This is a genomic window from Shewanella subflava (genome assembly GCF_025971955.1).
GTDB classification, from domain to species: Bacteria; Pseudomonadota; Gammaproteobacteria; order Enterobacterales; family Shewanellaceae; genus Shewanella; species Shewanella subflava.
In genome coordinates, this window is sequence record NZ_JAPDMX010000003.1 from 166399 (window position 1) to 186672 (window position 20274).

21 protein-coding genes are annotated in these 20274 nt (G+C 42.0%); 18 read left to right on the forward strand and 3 right to left on the reverse strand.

Translation table 11 applies throughout. The features are described from left to right. Window positions 1-11: 11 nt before the first annotated feature. The 12 genes from OHT75_RS02920 (at window position 12) to OHT75_RS02975 (ending at window position 12744) form a co-directional block, all read left to right on the forward strand. A complete protein-coding gene (locus OHT75_RS02920; protein WP_264724932.1) occupies window positions 12-563 on the forward strand; it encodes a hypothetical protein in 552 nt (183 codons plus the stop codon). 24 nt (window positions 564-587) lie between these two features. Then, window positions 588-1013, forward strand: a complete 426-nt coding sequence (locus tag OHT75_RS02925; protein WP_264724933.1) for a hypothetical protein — start codon at window positions 588-590, stop codon at window positions 1011-1013. After that, entirely contained in the window at window positions 1010-1729 is a 720-nt protein-coding gene (locus OHT75_RS02930) for a phage tail tube protein (RefSeq protein ID WP_264724934.1), read from the forward strand. The genes OHT75_RS02925 and OHT75_RS02930 overlap by 4 nt, the downstream gene beginning before the upstream one ends. A gap of 76 nt (window positions 1730-1805) precedes the next feature. Beyond that, a complete protein-coding gene (locus OHT75_RS02935) occupies window positions 1806-5282 on the forward strand; it encodes a tape measure protein (protein WP_264724936.1) in 3477 nt (1158 codons plus the stop codon). Between the two features lie 32 nt (window positions 5283-5314). Further along, window positions 5315-5692, forward strand: coding sequence for a hypothetical protein (locus tag OHT75_RS02940; RefSeq protein WP_264724937.1), 378 nt, complete (start codon window positions 5315-5317; stop codon window positions 5690-5692). Between the two features lie 20 nt (window positions 5693-5712). Next, window positions 5713-8217, forward strand: coding sequence for a hypothetical protein (locus tag OHT75_RS02945; RefSeq protein WP_264724939.1), 2505 nt, complete (start codon window positions 5713-5715; stop codon window positions 8215-8217). 15 nt (window positions 8218-8232) lie between these two features. Further along, a complete protein-coding gene (locus OHT75_RS02950; protein WP_264724940.1) occupies window positions 8233-9189 on the forward strand; it encodes a hypothetical protein in 957 nt (318 codons plus the stop codon). After that, window positions 9182-9487 (forward strand): hypothetical protein, encoded by a 306-nt coding sequence (locus OHT75_RS02955; RefSeq protein WP_264724941.1) that lies wholly within the window; start codon window positions 9182-9184, stop codon window positions 9485-9487. Before OHT75_RS02950 ends, OHT75_RS02955 begins: the two co-directional genes overlap by 8 nt. Beyond that, window positions 9487-11343, forward strand: coding sequence for a hypothetical protein (locus OHT75_RS02960; protein WP_264724942.1), 1857 nt, complete (start codon window positions 9487-9489; stop codon window positions 11341-11343). The genes OHT75_RS02955 and OHT75_RS02960 overlap by 1 nt, the downstream gene beginning before the upstream one ends. 22 nt (window positions 11344-11365) lie before the next feature. Further along, window positions 11366-11578 (forward strand): hypothetical protein, encoded by a 213-nt coding sequence (locus tag OHT75_RS02965; protein WP_264724943.1) that lies wholly within the window; start codon window positions 11366-11368, stop codon window positions 11576-11578. Between the two features lie 155 nt (window positions 11579-11733). Then, window positions 11734-11892 (forward strand): hypothetical protein, encoded by a 159-nt coding sequence (locus OHT75_RS02970; protein ID WP_264724944.1) that lies wholly within the window; start codon window positions 11734-11736, stop codon window positions 11890-11892. Between the two features lie 15 nt (window positions 11893-11907). Beyond that, window positions 11908-12744 carry a hypothetical protein gene (locus OHT75_RS02975; RefSeq protein ID WP_264724945.1) on the forward strand — a complete coding sequence of 279 codons (837 nt, stop codon included), beginning with the start codon at window positions 11908-11910 and terminating at the stop codon, window positions 12742-12744. On the opposite strand, the gene OHT75_RS02980 is transcribed toward OHT75_RS02975, so the two are convergent. Then, window positions 12741-13805, reverse strand: coding sequence for a tyrosine-type recombinase/integrase (locus OHT75_RS02980; protein ID WP_264724946.1), 1065 nt, complete (start codon window positions 13803-13805; stop codon window positions 12741-12743). The two genes, OHT75_RS02975 and OHT75_RS02980, sit on opposite strands and share 4 nt — an antisense overlap. Window positions 13806-13915: 110 nt before the next feature. On the opposite strand from OHT75_RS02980, the gene dusA reads away from it, so the two are divergent. The 3 genes from dusA to OHT75_RS02995 all read left to right on the forward strand — a co-directional run bounded on the left by dusA (window position 13916) and on the right by OHT75_RS02995 (window position 15910). Continuing rightward, on the forward strand, window positions 13916-14935 hold the full coding sequence (gene dusA / locus OHT75_RS02985; protein ID WP_264725138.1) for a tRNA dihydrouridine(20/20a) synthase DusA: 1020 nt from the start codon (window positions 13916-13918) through the stop codon (window positions 14933-14935). A gap of 291 nt (window positions 14936-15226) precedes the next feature. Further along, window positions 15227-15535 (forward strand): hypothetical protein, encoded by a 309-nt coding sequence (locus OHT75_RS02990; protein WP_264724947.1) that lies wholly within the window; start codon window positions 15227-15229, stop codon window positions 15533-15535. 174 nt (window positions 15536-15709) lie between these two features. Beyond that, a complete protein-coding gene (locus tag OHT75_RS02995) occupies window positions 15710-15910 on the forward strand; it encodes a PspC domain-containing protein (RefSeq protein ID WP_264724949.1) in 201 nt (66 codons plus the stop codon). Between the two features lie 92 nt (window positions 15911-16002). On the opposite strand, the gene OHT75_RS03000 is transcribed toward OHT75_RS02995, so the two are convergent. Beyond that, a complete protein-coding gene (locus OHT75_RS03000; RefSeq protein WP_264724950.1) occupies window positions 16003-16743 on the reverse strand; it encodes an enoyl-CoA hydratase-related protein in 741 nt (246 codons plus the stop codon). Window positions 16744-16778: 35 nt separating this feature from the next. Here OHT75_RS03000 and OHT75_RS03005 point away from each other — a divergent pair, with 35 nt between their 5' ends. From OHT75_RS03005 to OHT75_RS03015, 3 genes are read left to right on the forward strand one after another with little or no spacing between them, the layout of a single operon-like run. Then, window positions 16779-17267 carry a copper chaperone PCu(A)C gene (locus OHT75_RS03005; protein ID WP_264724951.1) on the forward strand — a complete coding sequence of 163 codons (489 nt, stop codon included), beginning with the start codon at window positions 16779-16781 and terminating at the stop codon, window positions 17265-17267. Between the two features lie 12 nt (window positions 17268-17279). Beyond that, window positions 17280-18251 (forward strand): DUF2333 family protein, encoded by a 972-nt coding sequence (locus tag OHT75_RS03010; RefSeq protein WP_264724952.1) that lies wholly within the window; start codon window positions 17280-17282, stop codon window positions 18249-18251. Window positions 18252-18253: 2 nt separating this feature from the next. Then, entirely contained in the window at window positions 18254-19027 is a 774-nt protein-coding gene (locus OHT75_RS03015; RefSeq protein WP_264724954.1) for a TIGR04219 family outer membrane beta-barrel protein, read from the forward strand. Window positions 19028-19082: 55 nt separating this feature from the next. On the opposite strand, the gene OHT75_RS03020 is transcribed toward OHT75_RS03015, so the two are convergent. Then, window positions 19083-20180: a PQQ-dependent sugar dehydrogenase gene (locus OHT75_RS03020; RefSeq protein WP_264724956.1), complete on the reverse strand. Its 1098-nt coding sequence runs from the start codon at window positions 20178-20180 to the stop codon at window positions 19083-19085. Window positions 20181-20274: the final 94 nt, after the last annotated feature.

Here is a 20274-nt window from a genome sequence, read left to right on the forward strand (position 1 = left end):
GACTAACCGTAATGGCAATAGTGGCAACAGGGTTTGATGCGGTCACGGCTGAGCTAAAACGCATGCGTGATGCTCAGGCACCTGCCATTGCTAAAGCCATTGATGATGCCGCTAAATTTGGCAATCAGCTTGCCGCAGATGAAATATTCAACAAATACGGCTTTAAGTCTAAGTCGTATGTTGAGCAACATTTCAGTGTCAGCATTAACCCTAAAACCCTAACCGCATCGATAAGCGCAAGGATGCGCGCCAGCACATTAACTCGCTTTGCAAGCCCTCGTTTTAAAGTGGGTAGGCGTTCTGCAAGGGTGGCCGCGGGGTTTAGTGTCAATGTTATTCGGCAACAGCCTGTGTGGTTTAGTGGTGCGTTTACGGTTATTGGCCGCAATGGCAATCAGCTCATGTTTAGTCGTAAAAAGGGTGACAACACTTGGCGCAGTTTAAAAGGACAAAAAGCGTTATACGGCCCTTCAGTGGCAAGCAGTTTTGGCTATATGCGTGATGCGTTAGAACCACCCATTATCGCCCATCTGCGTAAAAAATACGGTCGTTACGCTAAGTAGTTCAATTCTGTTTTTGAGGTACCCATGATCCAAACCATTTTAAACCGACTTGCCTTGGTTGACGGTGCCATTGTGCGCGAAGGATTTTATGCCCAAGGCGTTGCCAAAGAGCAAAAGTTTGTTTTTTTACAGCCCTATACCGATGCCTTTGGCGCCAAAAATGGCCTCGACAAATACCGCGACGACCTGACATTGCAAGTGGTTGCCGGTATTAACGTGACCAAAACCGATGCACCCACTACCGAGTTAATTAACCTGGTGCGCGACATTCGCAGCGCCTTTTTTGAAGCAGAGCGCAACACTGAAAAACCCTCATGGTTGCCAATGTGCATCAGTTTTAAAGAGGCCGAACCCTGTAAATACATTATGCCCGAAAGCCATGAAAAACATGGCCTTGCGGTCATTACTTTAACCCTAGTTCATACCGTTCAATTTGGAGAAAGACTATGAGCGAAACTGTAGTTGAAAGCTACATCGGATCGGCGATTGTTTATATCGACGGCAGAGACTGTGGCAACGTTAGCGGTGTAAAAATCGCTATTGAGCAAGAAACAAAGTCGTTACCTAATTATCGCGGTGGCGGTGGTTATGCCGATGAAGTTACCTTAATTAAAGCGGTTAACCTCAGCGCCACATTCTACGATTTTAACAATGAAAACTTAGCCTTGGCCATGCGCGGTAAAATCGATGTGTTAACCGCTGTACCGGTAAGCGATGAAGACATTATTGCCATGTTAGATGGCTTGGCACAAACAACTAAAATGATTGATACATCAATTACCCCTGTTGTTAAAAATACAGCCGGTGATGTTACTTACACGTTGGATGAAGATTATGTGGTGAGCGCCGCAGGTATTCGCGCGTTATCTGCAGGTACCATTACAGCTGGGCAGGCATTAAAGGTTAGCTACACCAGTCAAGCTGGTAACGCTTTGCAGGCATTAACGGAATCGGGAAAAACCGTGGGCGTGGTCATTGACGGTATTAACGATTCAACCGGTAAGCCGTGGATGCTTAAGTTTTATAAGTGGAAGCCAACGCCCACCTCAGGTTTAGACTTGATTGGCGACGATTACGGTTCTTTTGATATTGAAGGCGGGGTACTTGCTGATAGCAGCATTGTTGCTACTGGTAAGTCTAAGTTCTTTGTGAGAAGTGCCGCGTAAAACATATCAATTTTCAAACAAGCTCGCAGTTAATCGCTGCGGGCTTTTTTGTTTTCTATTGCTAATTTGGTGATGTATGAGTTTTAAAGACCAAGTTGTTAACCTGATTATTCAGGGAAAAGATTTATTTTCAAGTGAAGCTAAAAAGTCTGAAAAGGCTTTAGCTGAGTTAGCATCAGAAAGCGAAATTCTCAATGCCCGTTTAAAAGAATTAGAAGATTTGCAAGCAGCGGCTAATTCTATTGATGGCTTAACCTCGTCTATCAGCAAAGGTGAAAAAGCCTATAAAGATAATGCGGTTGCGCTTGATAAGTTAGTCAGCCAGCAGAAAGACGCTATAAAAGAGCTGAAGCAACTTGAAGCCGCACAAAAACAGGCTGAAGGCACCACGAATCAACTTGAGCAAGAATACAACCAAGCGCAAGCGGCATTAGTCAAATATGAAACTGAGTTGCAACAGGCCCGTGTTGAAGTTGAAAAACTCAGCAACGAACAGCAGCAAGGCGCGCTCGCCAGTAAAGAACAAGCTGCTGCACTGACTAAAGCCAAAAACGATTTACAGCAATTAGCCACGGCGCAAACTGGCGCCAAAAATACCGCCAATGAGCTAGCAACCGCATTAGATAACCAGCGCCGTGAACTACTTGAAGCCAGTGCAGCTACCGATGTGGCTAGCCGCAATAAAGCCGATTACACGCTACAAGTAAAAAACGCTCGGTCTGAGTTAAATCAGCTTGAGCGCAGCCTTAATAAAAATAAAACCGAGTTAGACAAAAACACCGCTAGTTTAAATAAAGCTGGCATCAGCATGGATAAACTGGCCGATGCCAGTGCTGATTTAAAGCTGCAACAAATAGCCGGGGAAGCCGCACTTAAAGGCGTAAACACTAAGCTTGAACGCCACAATCAATTATTAAATGAGTCACAAAAGCAAGCGGGTGACTTTGGTGGCAGTGTTAAAAGTGCCACAGCGTCATTGGTGGCCATGGCGGGTGCATATGTTGGCGTTGATAAGTTGTGGGAAAGCCTTAAGTCGATACTGACTGCAGGCGATGAAGCCAAAGCCTTTGGTGCCCAAATGACGGCCATGATGGGCAGCATTGCCAGCGGTGAGCAGGCAACCCAATGGATTAAAGATTTTGCCAATAATACCGGTACCCGTTTAGATGCAGTTAAACAGGCATTTGCCTCACTAAAAACCTTTGGTATCGACCCAACCAATGGCAGCTTGCAGGCCATGGTGGATTACAACGCCAAACTAGGTGGCAGCCAAGAAAAGCTTGAAGGGATTATTTTAGGCGTAGGCCAGGCGTGGGCTAAGCAGAAATTACAAGGCGAGGAGATATTACAGTTAGTTGAACGCGGCGTGCCTGTTTGGGATTTGCTTGAAAAAGTGACAGGTAAAAATGCGGTCCAACTGCAAAAAATGAGTGAAGCCGGTCAGCTTGGCCGTGATGTGATGCAGCAGTTGTTTGATGAAATGGGCAAGCAGGCCAATGGTCAGGCATCGAAAAGCCTTGAGCGCTTAAGCGGTCAAGTTAACTTAATGTCGAACAAGTGGACCGAGTTTAAAACCATTATTGCTGATTCGGGCGCTTATCAGGTGGCGGTTGATTTTATTCAATCGTTAAATGAAAAGTTTGATGAACTCAATAAAAACGGTCAAATCAAGCAAGCTGCACAAGATATTAGTGACTTTTTTACCACCATGATCCGCGATGGTGGCGCCAGCATTACTGCCACACTTGAAAACATCAGTGCTTTTGCTAGGGCGCTAAATGTGATCAGTGGGTCAATTCGATTACTTGCTAATACATTTACCTCAATGGTAGCCACTGTTGGTGGTGCATTTACGGGGTTATTTGCATTCCTACTTGAGGGGTGGGCCAAAGTCATTGGGTTTCTAGGTGGTGATGATTTATCTAAAGCCTTTGAAAACCAAGCCGCGGCCATTAAAGCAGTATCTAAAGCCTATTTTGACCAAGTTGAACAAGATGGAAAAGATGCTGCAGCAGCTTGGAAACAAATTACGGGTGAAATAGAAAGCTCTGCTAATGATGCTTATAAAGCTGCGGGTGATGCGGCGACTAAAAGCGCTAAAGTGCAGGCTGATGCAGCTAATAAAGTTAGCGCCGCCCAAAAAGAGCAAGCTGATGCAACCGATGAACAAACGGCTAAAACGAAAGCCTTTGAGCTGGCGATGTCTAAAGCCGGTATCACCACAATATCGATATTACGCGAGCAGGCGGCAGCGGCTAAAGCCACTTTTGAACAAGTAAAGCAAGGTGCAGCCGATGGCGTAGCATCGACAAATGAGCTTAACCAAGCTTTTTTAAAATATGCTGATGCAGCCATTAAAGCGGCAGCAGCAGGTGATCAACAAGTTGACGCAAGTATAAGGCAGCAAGCCGCTAATTTAGGATTAAGCGAGAATATTGAGCAACTTATTCAGCAGCATTATCGTTTAAAAGATGTTCAAAATAACGTTGGTAATGACGCAGAAAAGAATGAGGTAAGAGTAGCTAATGCCAATAAAGGCATTGGCACTACCATGGAAAACACCATGGGAATGGTGGTAAAAAGTGCTGAGCAAGCTGGGTCGTCATTGGCTGGGGTTGCCGAGTTTTTTACTGACTTTTTACGAGGAGTTACTGCGGAAGTAGCTGAACTCAGTAAAGGTGCTGTTGCTTACTTTAAATCCATCCTTTATGGACAAACTTTGTTAACTGACTCAAGTAGTGAGTTAGATAAAACCATTGGCACCTATCGACGGTTAACGGATGAAATTAATGACTTACAAAACCAGCTAGCCGTTAGTATCGACTTTACCGGCATTAGTACCTTTGCCCGTAAAGCTGAAATAGCCGGCAAGCAAGCGCAAGCGGCTTATTATGGACAGCGCATTGAGCTGCTAAAAATGGTTGATGCACTTCATGCGGCTGAGGGCGGCAATCTTGGCCTAATTATCAGTGCTGAACGTGCTGCCAAGTCAATGAACTTGATGAACGATCAGGACTTAGGTGTACTGAAATCGGCCATTGATTCCGCTAAATCTAGCATGGATTCATTGCGTGATAGTGCCCAGTCAACCCTTGATACATTGCAAGATGAGTTAGACGGTTATCTTGGCCGTCAGGACGAAATTGAAAAGCGCCGTTATCAGCAAGAGCTAACCGAGATTAAAGCCCAACTAGCTAAAGCTGAGCGAACGGGTGATCAAGCATTAATTAATCAGCTACGTGAAGCCGAAAAAACCTTAAACAAGGTTTATTCGTTTCGTACCGCTGAAATTAAAGCACAGCAAGAATCTGACAAACAACGTGCCATTACTGATGCACAAAACCTTAAGCAACAACAAACCGCTACCAAAAACACCGCTCAAACAAACGTTACCCAAATCCAGCCAAGCCAAAACACTGTTGCCCAAAGTAGCAGTGACACTGTGGTGTTGCAGCTGCAGGTGGGCAACCGCACTTTTGATGCGCAAACCAAGCGCAGCATAGTGAATGAGTTGGTGGCTGAAATTAAACGTTTGCAATCTGTGGGTGGTTAACCGCGAGTTGCTGAATATAAAAAAGAGGCCCTATGTTTAACACCATTATCGATAAAATTGCACTAGATGATCCCCTGCATTGGCTTAACCGCAATAACACCCAGCGAGTGAGCGCCAATATGAAAAGGGCACTTAACGGTGCCCCGCATATTCAGCAAACCGTTATACCGTCAGGCATTGCATTAGAGCTAGGCACAAAAGATGGTTGGATGCATCGCCTTGACTTTAATGCCCTGCAAGCCCATGCCGCTAGTACGCTCACTGAATTTACCATTAACCATGATGGCAACGACATTAAAGTTGTGTGGGATAACACCCAAGCTAATGCCATTACCGGTGATGATTTGGATGATGAATTTGGTGAATACCCGTTATTAACCAATGTGGTTTTACGATTTATCACGCTTTAACTTATTAGCACAGGTGGCACATGACCATTACCCGTAATGACTTAAAAATATTTAAACCAGAGTTACTTGGTTCAAGTGATGATGCAGGCGGCCAACGCACCAAAAACGAAGTGAAATCAGGCCAGCTAAATGAACTGTTTAGAGCCATATCTGATATTGACCATGCTCAATCAGCGGTTGATATTGTCAAATGTTACCCTGCACTAAACACGGCGGATACCAGTATTTTATTAGATGGTCATGTGTTTATTTCACAAAAACCATCAGACCCATTGGTGAGTATGTTAATCGCTGAATCTGATGATTTAGGTGATGCTGACCGCATGACAGATATGGTTGAAATTTTAGAATCATCAGTTAAAGCGGGGCAATTAATTCGCAATCGTTTGATTGGTTTGTTAGCAGGTCAAGACAGTTTTCCTCGTTCATATTTACAATCAATTTATCAGTTTAATGGTAAAGAATACTATGAAACAGTGACGTTACGCCAAGGCCAAACCATTGTGATTAGCGTGGAATACTCTGGCAATGAAAATGCCAGTTGGCCACGTTTTGAACACTTTTGTGAAATTCAGAAAACCGTGTCAGGTGGTCAAGGTGGACAAGTATCTTTTAAGCCACCAATACCCTATGACACACCTAACTATGATGTGGTGATCAACGGTGAAACAGGCTGTACCAAGCTGCGTTATGTTAGCGACAACGATGGGATTAAATATCACGGCGTTAGTGAATTAACGGTTGAAAATACTGATAACACTCTGAAGGTTGAGTCTACCCACACTGAATTACTTCCCAAAATTAAAAGTGTTAATCCTACAGGGGGTAACAAACTTCCTGGTGTTGAAGATAACCTTGGCGGTACAGCAGGTGGTGCCACCGCATTACCGAGCATGGTGTATAAAAACGTATTTTTACCGTCAGTTAGCGGCCAATCAACTTACGTATTTGAACTACCTGATTTGTTAGTTGACCCTTGGTTAGATGAGAACGGCATTAAAAATGCACAATACACAGGTGGTTATGCCTTTAATGCGTCAGTTACCATTGTTGGAACCACGGTAACAGTTACGTTCAATGGTCAGTCACCAAGCGGTAATAGCCCGATTGGTCTAAGTTATTTGTCGATAGATAAGTGGAGTGTGTGGCAATCACCAAGCCCATTTTTATCTGACCGTATTTTAGTGCTGGGTAAAACATACGGTGTGATTACCTTTAATAACGCGACCTACGGCACTAGCGTGATAAGTACTAGCACAGCGCAACCAACTGATTTGACAGCTGTACCATTGCTTGAAACCAACAACAATCGTATTGCAACCATAAACGCGACAACAGGAGTGATCACTAAAGAAATTGATTTTCGTGGTGATTTCACCGTTGAAATTGGTTCATTGTTACAAGAAACCGAATCTGGCGGGGTGATTACACCAGGTGATACCAGTGTTGTGTTTAATCTCCCTTTTGATGAGCCAATATTAGACACCCTATATATTCAAGTATCGACCACCAATGAAGTGCTATTAAGTGGTAGTTCAGACCAAGCAGGGGTGATTACGGGCAACGGTGTTTCGGGCAATGTGGTAAATGGCATTGTCACATTATCGTTCTCATCAGCCGTTTGGTTATCGACCTTAACCTATGATATTTCTGAAGTGGTGACGTTATCGCCACCCCCAGAATTGTACGGCTTAAACCCGTTGCGGATTAAAAACGGTGGTTTGGTGGAGTCATTCACCGCCTGGAACACCATTAGTATTCAACATACTCAAACTCAAGTGGTGGTAAACCCTGCACCTGCACAAACTTATACGGTTCGTGCTAATGCTCGATTTGTTGATATTACCGATGCTGACGGTAAATCGTTGTGGACGGTTACTGATGAACACTACAGCCTAAATAAAGCCACAGGTGAAGTGACCATTAATAGTGTTTTTACAGGATTCACAGCACCGTTTTTGTTAACTAATTCAATCGGGGAAACCGCACTGGTCACTGATGTGCAGCCTAATAAATTAGTGTTAGCTGCTGCGTTAAGTCAAACATTCCCAATAGGTTCAGTGGTATCAAGCATTCAAAACTTAGGTGATATGCAAGCGCGGGTTGGCACTGTTCGAGACATGACCAGTTGGAATAACAATTGGGATTTAGACGGTACACCAGCCACCGCTAGTATGAACGTGGTTGATTATCCAATTGAAGTGGTGAACGACACAGCCATTAATGAAGATTGGGTATTAATTTTCACATCAAGTACCGCATTTCGTTGTGTCGGGCGTCGTATTGGTCAGGTTGCCACTGGTGACACAATTAATGATTTCGCACCAATTAACCCACTCACATTAGCACCGTATTTCATCATTCGTAATGAGGCGTTTGGTGGTGGTTGGAATGTTGGTGAGGCGGTCCGGTTTAAAACATACGCCAGTGCAAATCCGATCATGATGTTACGTACAGTGCAATCGGGTCACAGCCAAATAACAACGGATAGGGCAGTTTTGTCATTCCGTGGTAACGAGTCATAGCAGGGGTTAAATAAAATGGGTGATTTGAAAAACAGGCCAGTAACAGTTTATCGTTGGGATGATGCAGGTGCTCCATCCATAGGTACTACGAAAGCAAGTGATGTGATCAATATACTTAAAAAATGCCTTGTTGAAGGGTATGGCACAAAGCAACCACTTGGTTGGAGTATTCCATTTGAGAATATATCAACCAATAAAGTTGTATTTAGAAACTCGACAACAGATGGTTCTGGTGGTTTTGTACAATTTTGGGATTATGATGGTACAAATGTAAACTCAAGCAGAATTGCTTACAAAGGTGCTGTTGGTATGGTCGGGTTGGACTCATTTGATAGAGATCAGGTGAGAATGCTTTTAAAAATATCAACCACCCATTTATATTGGGTTTTGATAGGTACGTCACGTGGGTTCTGGTTTATGACCAATAACTCATTAACGACTCCAAATGGATCAAGCAACGAAAAGGCGTGTTTTTTCGTAGGTGATTTTGAGTCATTTGTAACAAATGATGTAGGTTCGTTTGTTAACATTCAATACCCAACAAACGTTGATATGACAAATTCGTCATGGAATTACTCGTTTGATGCTTCCGTGGTTGCTAACAGTTCTGTGGCAAGGGTTTATGATACTGACTCGTCAAATAATAGTGTTTTTTATAAGCTGGATAATCGTTACCTAGCTGGAGCTACCAATTTAAACGGTGTACCTACAGTTGATCGTATATTTTACAAACCTTTGATATATAGTCCAACTACAACTACATCAAACGACAGATTGGGCGTTAACGCAAGCATTAGTGCAATTAACCCATTTTATAGGGGCACTATAGCTGGTCTTTTAAACACACCTCAAGGTGGTTATTTAAATCAACCTTGGCCTGTTATTGAGACTATCAACGGTGTACAACATTTTTTGATGCCGGGTTATCAGTTTGGTAGAAATTGGATCAATATGGGGACTTGGTATGAGTAAAAAAATATTACCCATCATACGTAAGCAGAGTCTAACTCAACCAATGTCATTACTTGAGGTTGATATGGACGCAGACGCAGAATCTTTTATAGTAATTGACCGTAGGAATTTCTCTATGATAACCAAGTCTGTTAGACCCACTAGCGGTATAGTTAAGGTTTTACTTGGGATTGAATATAGTCAAGATGGGTATTGTATTGTTGGTATAATTGATAATGATAAAACATACGATTGTAAATTTGTAGACGGGGTGAAGTTACAAGCTGTAGATGCTAATCTTATAAATATGAGTCAATAATGATTGAACTGTCATTTACAAAACTTTGGTCAGATAGAACATCACCAATTGCCATTAGGTTTATTGACTCACCACCATTTACAGGTATCACCATACGTTTTGATGAACCTTGGGTGGCTAGAATGTCACCCATTTCATTACGTTTTGGTGACACACCTGTTGAACCACCTACACCCGTTGATAATACTTTCGGTATTGAGTGTGGTTTTATTTGGATACCACCACTTGAGCCACAAGCTGAATTGATTATCACTGAGTCATCTACTGATTTTGAAAATCAAACCAGTAATGATTGGGGTTCGTTATTTAATGACGGTGTTTTGGTTACATCAGCTTGGCAATCATTCGATTCACATGGCGTTACAGCCGCTATGGGTTGGTTTATTAAAGATGAAATTCGTACTGATATTTCATTTAATTGGACTACACCGAAAGACTATATATCGGTAACTAAAATCACTTGGTTAACCCCTGATGAACATCAACAAACGCAAACGTTAAACTGGTTGGCGGTTGAGTCCGAAGGACTTAATTTATCGGTTAATTGGTGGGATGGCTACCAACATCAAACCGCTTTGCTGTTGCAATACCATGGTGATGTTCGGGGTAGTGAATGTGCGGTGAAATGGGGCGTACCAGCGGCACGGTGGATTTGTTCAAGCAAGTATCGGCCACCTAAATCACCGATAACAATCCGATTTAGTGAGCCGTTTAGTGCTAATACATCACCCATCACGATTCGATTTACTGCATCACCTGAAGTATGCAAATGGTATCCTGGTGGTGGCTTACTTAACCCGTTCCCAGATTTACCCGACCTTGATTTTAACATCCCCATTGAACCCCAACTGCGCAGGTATTATTTAATGCAGCCAACCATTACGTGTGTGCGTGTGTCTGACAATGTGCCGATTGTGATCAGTAATATCAACATTGGCCGCAGCCGTGGGCAGTGGGCCAGCACGGTTAGTGTGGATTTTTCCAGCCGTATAGATGCTACCCGTGCTGAAAATCAATTACTGAAAATTGGTATAAATGGTTATGAGTTTTATGCCTATATCGAGCAACTAAGTTGCAGCAAAGTGTTTGGCAATGAAACACATAGTGGTAGTGGTCGCAGCCGCTGCGCTGAACTAGCCGCCCCATACATGATGCCAAAAAGCTACACCAATGCCACATCGTTAAGCTTTGCTGGTTTGCTTAATAACATTCTACAAAATACCGGTTGGTCTGTGGACTTAAACGGCATAGTTGATTTTGTGGTACCGGCAGGCGCATTCAGTGTGGGCAATAAATCACCCATTGAGCAAGTGCAAGAGGCGGTTGCGCAGTTAGGCTGCATGTTGCTGTGTGATGATGAAAACCAAGCATTAACCGTGGTCCCACGTTGGCCAACTTCACCTTGGATGATGGCAGGCGCCGCACCTGATATTACTGTGCATGATGCGGTGATCACCCGTTACAGTGAGTCAAAAGAAATTGGTACCGAGTGTAATGTGGTTTGGCTTCGCGGTGAACAGCAGGGTATAAGCGCCAAAGTAAAACGGGCAGGTTCAGCGGGAGATATTGCAACCGATGACATCAGCGCCCAATTGATTGTTGATAACCAAGCCGCCAGAACCGCAGGCACCAATGCACTGGCAGACACGGGCAACAAGCTTAATATTACCATGAGCTTGCCTATTATGGCCGACTTACCACCATTAACACCTGGTATGTTAATCGGCGTTCGTGAAGGGGTTGATGTATACAAAGGTACCTGTGATTCGGTCAGCATTAGCGCATCGATAAGCAACACCGGTGATATTGATATTGAGCAATCAATCACGCTTGTTCGTCACGTAGCCAAGGGTTAATAAGGTTTAAAGAGGTCCGTAAATGTTAAAGCAGTTACAACAAACCCTAGGTACCCCAAGGGTGATCATGACGATTAATGTGGTGAATGCCGACGGAACGGTAACCGCCACCACAGCCAGCGGCCAAACCCAACGGGTAATCGGCACTGGCAGTGCGGGTGATCATATCTATGTACAAGACGGCTGGGTGCTAGGAACCGCCCCCGATTTACCGTTTTATGAGATGGAGGTTTAATGATAAATTTCTTGCACAAATATTAGTATATCTGTATAACCTTTCGCCCAATAATAATCACAATAGTTGCTAGATATAAGCAAATAATTGTTGATAGTTGCCTATGCTTAAGTGTAAGTTAATTTACATAAGCAATTTTATTTAAGGTGGAGTTTATGAATACTAAAAAACCAATTCTTGCAAAATCTCCAAATGAAAAAGTTTATCGCTTGAACGGTAATGGTGAATTCAGCTTGAATTTGAATGATAAAAAAATCCGTCAAAAAGTTATGAATAAGATTAATCGATTTAAAGATTTTCCTGTCACAGCCTAAAATAGTGAGGGTTTCATGGGGGCCTTCGCTGTTGCTTTTATTCTAATATCTGGATACACCTACGTATCTAAATCAACCTTTCAAAAGTATATTACTCGCAGAGAAGACGGACACCGTTATTATTTTCGGTGTGGTGCTTATGGTATCTTATTTAGTTTGGTTGGCGTTTTTATAGCTGTTGTTCTTGACGCACTAAATTTACCATCAGCTTTACTTCATCACTTTGATACATCTATTGAGCAGTTAACTAACATCACCAAGCTAGCTAAAACACTACAAGATTATTTATCAATTAAACTATTACTAGGTAGTTGTTTAGCGATTTTTTTAGCTTTTATTGCCGCACTTGTTGAGAACTTTTGCCGTGATGACGACAAGTCTAGAAAGACTATTCATGCCACTAAAAGCCCACCGTTAGAAAAATTTTTGTTTGAATGCGGATCTAAACTTCAAACAATATTGATTACCCTAGGTAACCGAAAGGTTTATGTTGGTCTAGTTAACGATGTCCCCATTGAGTCAGGCGATGTTGAGCACTTCACCATCTTACCAATTTTAAGTGGCTACAGAGACAAAGACACGTTGAATGTAATCTTTACAGTTAACTACTACCAACATTATGAGAAACATTTAGCTGAAGATGGATCTCCTTTAGATGGTGAAGGTGCGTGTTTAGATGATTTTATTGAGATAATACCTGTTTCTGAAATTGCTCATATTGGAAGTTTTGATATTGAAACATATAAAAAATTTATAACCCCAATTGAAAACTCTTTATCCTGGATGCAACCGATGTCCTTTACAGTAGATAATTATGATGTTGTTGGCTTTAAAAATAAGGGAAATACCTAAACATCTTTATCATGCAACCGCTTAGGAAATAGTTCTGTATAAACCTGCCATAGAGTATTAATGTTTCTGTGTCCTGTTACCTGCGCCACTTCATCAAAGGTATAACCCTTTTCAAATAGCCGGCTAGCCCCTTCACGGCGTAAATCATGGTAGCGTAAATCCTCAATGCCCAGTTCAGTTCGAACACGTTGGAAACCAGCGGACACTGAGCGTTCATTAAATGGAAAGATCCTATCATCATTCCTTGGCTGTTTTTGAATCAGTTCCCACGCCCCACCTAACAATGGTACCAACATGTGGTTACCTGCTTTTTTACGAGGGTCTTTTCGATCACGAACAACCACAGCCTTTTGTTCGTCATCAACATCATCCCACCGTATTCTGCACACCTCACCAATACGCATGCAGCTTAAAATAGAGAACTCGAGTAAATCAACATAAGGAATATGTGCGGTTCTTTGGTCTGAACGTTGCTGCAATCCAACTTTTAGCTTTTCAAGCTCAATGGTTGTCGGCCTGCGCGAACGTCTAGCTGATTTGGCGATCAGATTTTGAGCATAAAGCGCTTCATAAGCGTCAATAATTGCTGATTGAGACACATCATGACCAAAATTAGACTTAGCAATTTTTAACAGCCAGCGAATAACGCTAATATCAATTGCAATGGTCGAAGGGCCTGTACCAGAAGTTTTCCTTTGTTGGCAGTGCTCAATAATATGCTGTGGCTTAATTTGGTTAATTAAGTGCTTTGCTATTTCGCAATCTCTAAGTAGTTTGAGGCAAAACCTTTTTGAGCGCCCAATAGCGCTATCGATGTTTGGGTCGTTTAATACCTGGTCAATAATTTTGCCTAACGTTGGAATAGTAGAGACTTGATCTTCAAATCCATTTTTTTCAATTTCGACAATCCTTTCTTTTCCCCACGTTTCAGCTGTCAACTTTTTGGTAAAAGTCCTTTGCTCCGTGTATAATATTTTGCCTTTTTTCTTAACGCGAATTAAGCATCGGTATTTACTTGTACCATCTGCTTTATCACGTTTCTGAATACTATAAGACGCCATAATTCGGGTTCCCCATTTCCATTTGTCCAATGTATTATGGTTCCCAATAGGTTCCCCATGCAACTAAAAACGACTTAAAATGTCTAAAAATAACCTAAAATGTGAGTATGATGAAATTTGAAGAATCAGTATTAAAGCCAATCACACCAAGGGTTACGCTAGATCGCACCTTTTCAATCGCGCCAATGCTTGATTGGACCGATCGTCACTATCGTTATTTCGCCCGTCTTATGTCTGCAAATACATTGTTGTATACCGAGATGGTGACAACCGGAGCCATTATTTATGGTAGCGGAGATTATTTAGCGTATAACGAAGAAGAACATCCGCTAGCATTGCAATTAGGCGGATCGAATCCCAAAGATTTGGCTCATTGTGCTAAGTTGGCAGCCGAGCGCGGTTACGATGAAGTCAACATTAATGTGGGGTGCCCTTCTGACCGTGTTCAGAATGGTCGTTTTGGCGCATGTTTAATGGGTGAGCCTGAGTTAGTTGCACAAAGTGTTGATGCGATGAAGCAGGTGGCTGATATTCCTATTACGGTTAAAACGCGCATTGGAATTGATGAACAAGACAGTTATGAATTTCTGACCCATTTTATCGATGTGGTAAGCACCAAAGGTTGTACGGATTTTACCATTCATGCCCGTAAAGCTTGGCTGCAAGGGTTAAGCCCGAAAGAAAATCGCGAGATCCCACCATTAGATTATGAGCGCGTGTATCAATTAAAACGTGATTACCCTCATTTAAATATCAGTATCAACGGTGGTGTAACAAGCCTACAGCAAGCCAAAGATCATCTACAGCATGTTGATGGTGTTATGGTTGGGCGAGAGGCGTATCACAACCCTTATATCTTAAGCCAAGTGGATCAGTTACTTTATCACCATGATAAACCACAATTAAGCCGTGAAGAAGTCATTGAATTAATGCTGCCTTATATTGAACGGCATATTCAACAAGGCGGGCGTTTAAATCATATCACTCGCCATATGATAGGACTCTTTCAGGGATTACCTGGTTCAAGAAGCTGGCGCCGTTATTTAAGCGAAAACGCCCACAAGGCAGGTGCCGGAATTGAAGTGGTTCAAGGGGCTATCGCATTGATGAATGAAAATGCGCCTGCCTAATAGGTATTTTTAGCCATAAAAAACGCAAATTCGCGCTCATTAGAGCGCTTTTTTTTGCTTCAAATTCATGTTGGTCTAATTGACTAACCTTGGTAGTGAATTTCACTAACTGTTCGTTTTTGCTCTTTGTGGTTGATGGGTAAAAATGAAACACTGGGGGTGTTTTGTTTTTTATTATTTAAAATCATGAATTTATTTTATATTTAAAAGTTGGCACAAGGATTGTAATACCTAAGATGTCCCGTAATGAAAAAGGTTTTCATTACACACTAAACAGAAAAGGAAGCCATCATGTTTAACGTTAATTCTAAAAGTCGTTTAAATCGTATCGCCGCTACAGCCGTTGTCGCCGTGATGATGTCAGCCAGCAGCTTTACAGCACCAGCCAATGACACAATGGTGCAAGATACCTTTAGCGTACTTGAGCAAAATATCACCCAAGCCAGTCAAGATTTATTGTTGTCAGCTAAGCAAGAGTTTGTATTGTCTTTGAGAACTCAAATTGCAGAACAAATTTTTGATGTTAAGACTGACAGCCAAGCACACATGCTTGCTAGTGATGATGCTGAGCAATCGGTGACAACAGCGAGCAAAGAATAATGCTGTTTGTTGATCCTCTTGGAATGGTGATGCCTTTGTTAGCGATTTTGTTGCTACCACTAATGAGCTTTATTTGTTGCGCGGTCATCGCCAACTTACTCACTAAATTGCAAATCATGCCCAATAAATCAACTGATAATGTTTAATTTTTTGAATAATAAATTAAGGAATACAATGGAAAAACTTGTAGAGAAACTCATCGACAAGCCTAAAATTGTTTCGGGTGTATGTCATTATTTCGCGAAACAATTTGGCTGGTCGGTGATGTGGGTTAGAGTGATCGCGGCACTGATTTTATTAGCTAATCCAGTTGTTAGCCTGATTGCATATTTGGTGCTATCCGTTTTACTGGATAAGAAATCTACTCACTATTAAGTGCGCTTTCATTTGTTCAAATCATACAATGAAAGCGCAATGGCAGGCAGTAATACAAGTCACTGCTAATAGCCTTGATGTTGTATTAATAGTTAAGATGATTTACTTAAAAATGCTTGGAACAGCTTTTTCGATTCATCACTTTTTAAACGCTGTCCAAAATGAACCAGTTCAAGCTGCATTTGTTGTTTCACTTGCTGTTGGTTGTAACGGATCAATTGACGAGATGCTTGAAGTGATTCCGGAGGTTGCTTGGCTAATCTTTTCGCTTTAGTCAGTGCAAATTCAATCACGTCAGTTTCTACCACCTGATTGATAATATTTAATTCACAGGCCGTTGCGGCATTAAATGCATCGCCTAATAAAATCAGTTCCGCCGCTTTTTGTTGACCTACGATTAACGGTAACATTAAGCTCGACGCAGCTTCAGGTACTAATGCTAGATTGACAAAGGGCATTTGAAATTTTGCACTATTATCGGCATAAACTAAATCGCAGTGCAGTAATAAGGTGGTACCAATACCCACGGCAGCACCAGATACGGCCGCAACCAAAGGCTTTTTTAAATCAACGAGGCAGAATAGAAACTTCACCGTTGGATGATCCTCATTTAAGTCGCCACTTTGTAAAAAATCAGCGATATCATTACCTGCGGTAAAGCAATTCCCTTCGCCATGTAACATAAAGGCACGAATCTCGTTGTTGCTTTCGCCTTCGATAAGGTATTCTGTGAGTTGTTGATACATCGCTAGATTAAAAGCATTACGCTTGTCTGGACGATTAAAGCTGATGATCCGAACACCTTGTTCATCACGCATTTTTATAAGACTCATTCGTAGTTTCCTTTGTGAACACGAGCAGGGATTAAGTGGAGTTTAAGACATTGAAAGTAATATTCAAACACTTGTTTAGTTTTTTAGTGCTAACATCAGTATCATTTACCGCCAGTGCCAATGTCATTTTAGTCGACGGTCATGTGCGGGCGATGCCGGCATCTGTGCCAAATACCGCGGCATATTTAACCTTAGAAAACCATGGTGACGCAGCGGTAAAACTAATTGCCGTGACAACCTCTGTGGCAAAAGAAGCTCAGTTACATACTATAGTTGATGAAAATGGCATGGTAAAAATGCGCCAGGTAGAAAGTTTTCCAATTACTTCCCATGGCGCTTTAACGCTAAAACCTTCAGGAGATCACATTATGATCTTAGGGTTAAACAAGCCATTAGCTGAAAACGATAAGGTTGTATTAACATTGATATTTGATAATGAGCAGCAATTACAGGTTGAATTGCCTGTATTAAAAAATGCAGACTCATCGCATCAAGATCATAGCGAACATCATCACCATCATTAAGGAACCGTATTGATGCAGTTTACAAGGAATAAAGTATTTTCTGTTGCCGCTGTTGTAGGCTTAATTGGCTACGCTGTCAGTGTGTGGTGGAGTATTGAACCCGCTCCAATTGAACCCGAAGCTTTGCAAAATGATCAGGGTAAATTGATTATTGGCTATGCGACAACGCAATCCTTGATTGTCACCATGGAAACCTTACTGGATAAACCAGGGGGCTGGTTATCAAATGATATGATGCCGCCTTCAGTATTGATGGATAATATGCCAGCGTTCGAATTTGGTGCGCTGGAACAAGCGCGCGACTTAGCACTGGTCATGCGTAAAGAGTTTAGTCGCTCACAGTCGCAATCAGCGGCGGATAAAGATTTATCTGCGGCACATTCAAAGCTAAATATTGAACACACCAGTTGGTTAGTGCCCAGTGCTGAAAGTGAGTACTCAGATGCCATTAAATTATTCAAGCTTTACCAAGCCAGAATTAGTGATACTGATAACCCATCTGCGCAATTTTATGCCCGAGCTGACAACCTAAATGAATGGTTAAAAGAAGTGCAAAAACGCTTAGGGAGTATTTCCCAGCGCCTGTCTGCCAGTGTAGGGCAGGACAGATTAAACACAGATTTAGCGGGTGACACCGCAGCTCGTCAATCAACGCCTTCAGCAATCAGTGATGAGATTAAAACCAGCTGGTGGAAAATTGATGATGTATTTCATGAAAGCCGTGGTTCAGCATGGGCGTTATTAAACTTCATGCGCGCAGTAGAAGTGGATTTTGCTGATGTGCTAGAAAAGAAAAATGCTGAAGTGAGTTTAAGGCAGATTATTCGAGAGCTAGAAGCTACTCAGCAAACAGTGTGGAGCCCAATGGTATTGAATGGTGATGGCTTTGGTTTAGTCGCAAACCATTCACTTGTTATGGCTAACTATATTTCGCGAGCAAATGCCGCAGTAATTGATTTAACTAATTTACTTTCACAGGGATAACAATGAACAAAACTCTTGTAGCAACAGCCTTATTCGGTCTGTTAAGTGTTTCTTCAGCGCAAGCTGCAACTGTTATGGGCTTTAAAGTCGGTGGTGATATTTGGAACGCAGATACATCGGGTACTTTTAATGCTGACAGTAATGCTGGTAATGCCACAGGGCCGGCACAAAGCTATGATTATGGCTCAGATACCCAAGGAAGCGTATGGCTAGCTATTGAGCATCCAATCCCATTTGTGCCAAATTTGAAAATTCGTGAGAACCGTTTAGAGGCTTCTGCGTCAAAAGACAGCAGCGGATTTTACTATAATCAGGTTAACTTTACTGGTGCATCAACTGTTTATAATGACCTAAGTAATACAGATTTTGTGTTGTATTACGAAATTTTAGACAACGATTTAGTTGCGCTGGATTTAGGTGCTGCATATAAGCAAATGCATGGCTCTCTTCGTGTTGATGGTTTTGCTGGTAGCGAGTTAACCCGCTCAGCAGCTCAAAGAGACATCGACAGTGGTGTGGTGATGGCTTACGGTAATGCCCAAGTCGGCGTTCCGGGATTAGGTCTTTTTGCTTTTGCTGACGTCATGATTGGCGTAGATGAAAGCGGTGTACATGATTACAGTGCAGGTCTTGGTTGGCAGTTTGATGGTGTTGCATTAGACACCTTGGTGCGTGTCGGATACCGAGATTTCAACTTTGACGTTAATGGCTTCTCTGGGACAACGCAGGATATGCAGTTTAAAGGTGCTTTTGCCGGTGTTGAGTTGATATTCTAAGCATGTTGATTTGATAATATGGGTATCTTTTGATACCCATATTTATTTTAAAATATTATGATTTTTTATAACTAATGCGATAAATAGCATCCGCAAAATCATCTGATACCAATATCGAACCATCATTTAGCGTCATGATATCAACCGGACGCCCCCAGCTTTCTTCCCCTTGAAGCCAACCCGTAGCAAAGGGGTTGTAGCTTTTTACTTCATTCTTATCTAGCTCAACTTGCATTAATCGATACCCAACTTTACTACTTCGATTCCACGAGCCATGCTGTGCAATAATGATCGAATTTTGGTAGCTTTCAGGAAATTGTTCACCTTGATAAAACATCATTCCCAAAGCGGCAACGTGCGCACCTAAAGCGAGTACGGGTGGGGTATTTAAGTTTGCTATTTGGTCATTACGGTATTCAGGATCAGCTATATCAGTGTTATGGATATAAGGAAAGCCTAAATGTTGCCCCTCTTGAGTGACACGATTCAGCTCATCATCCGGTAAATTATCACCCATCATATCTCGGCCATTATCCGTAAACCATAATTCGCCCGTTTGTGGATGAAAGTCAAAACCAACACTATTACGCACGCCCTTGGCAACAATGACTGTTTCTTGAGTTTCAACATCGAGTCTTAAAATGCTGGCAAATGGCAGTTCACTTTCACAAACGTTACAAGGTGCTCCTACAGGAATATAAAGCTTCCCATCGGGGCCGAAGGTGATGAATTTCCATCCATGGTGGGATATGTTGGGGAGTTTGTCATAAACTAATTCTGGAGTGGGGATCTGCGGTAGTGTTTTTTCAATATTGCGATATCGCCAAATTTTATCCACTTCTGCCACATAAAGGCTCCCATTATGAAAAGCTAAGCCAGAAGGCATGAATAAATTCGATGCGATGATGATTTTCGAATCAGCCTTAAAGTCGTTATTACTGTCTATTAGGGCATAAACATTTCCAGCCTTTCTACTGCCAACAAAAACCGTTCCATTATCTCCTAAAGCCATTTGACGGGCATTTTCAATATTCTCAGCGTACATTTCAATCGAAAACCCCTGTGGTAGCTTTATCTTATCTAAAGGTAATGCCTTAACTAAACAGGGGAAGAGCAAGCATAGAATTAAGATATTGAGATTTTTGCAGGACATTTGGATACCTTTTATGTTGATGTAGAGTGGAATCGAGCACATTTTCATTTAAATAATATTAGCCCAATTTCAAAATAGGTTTTTAAAATGAATA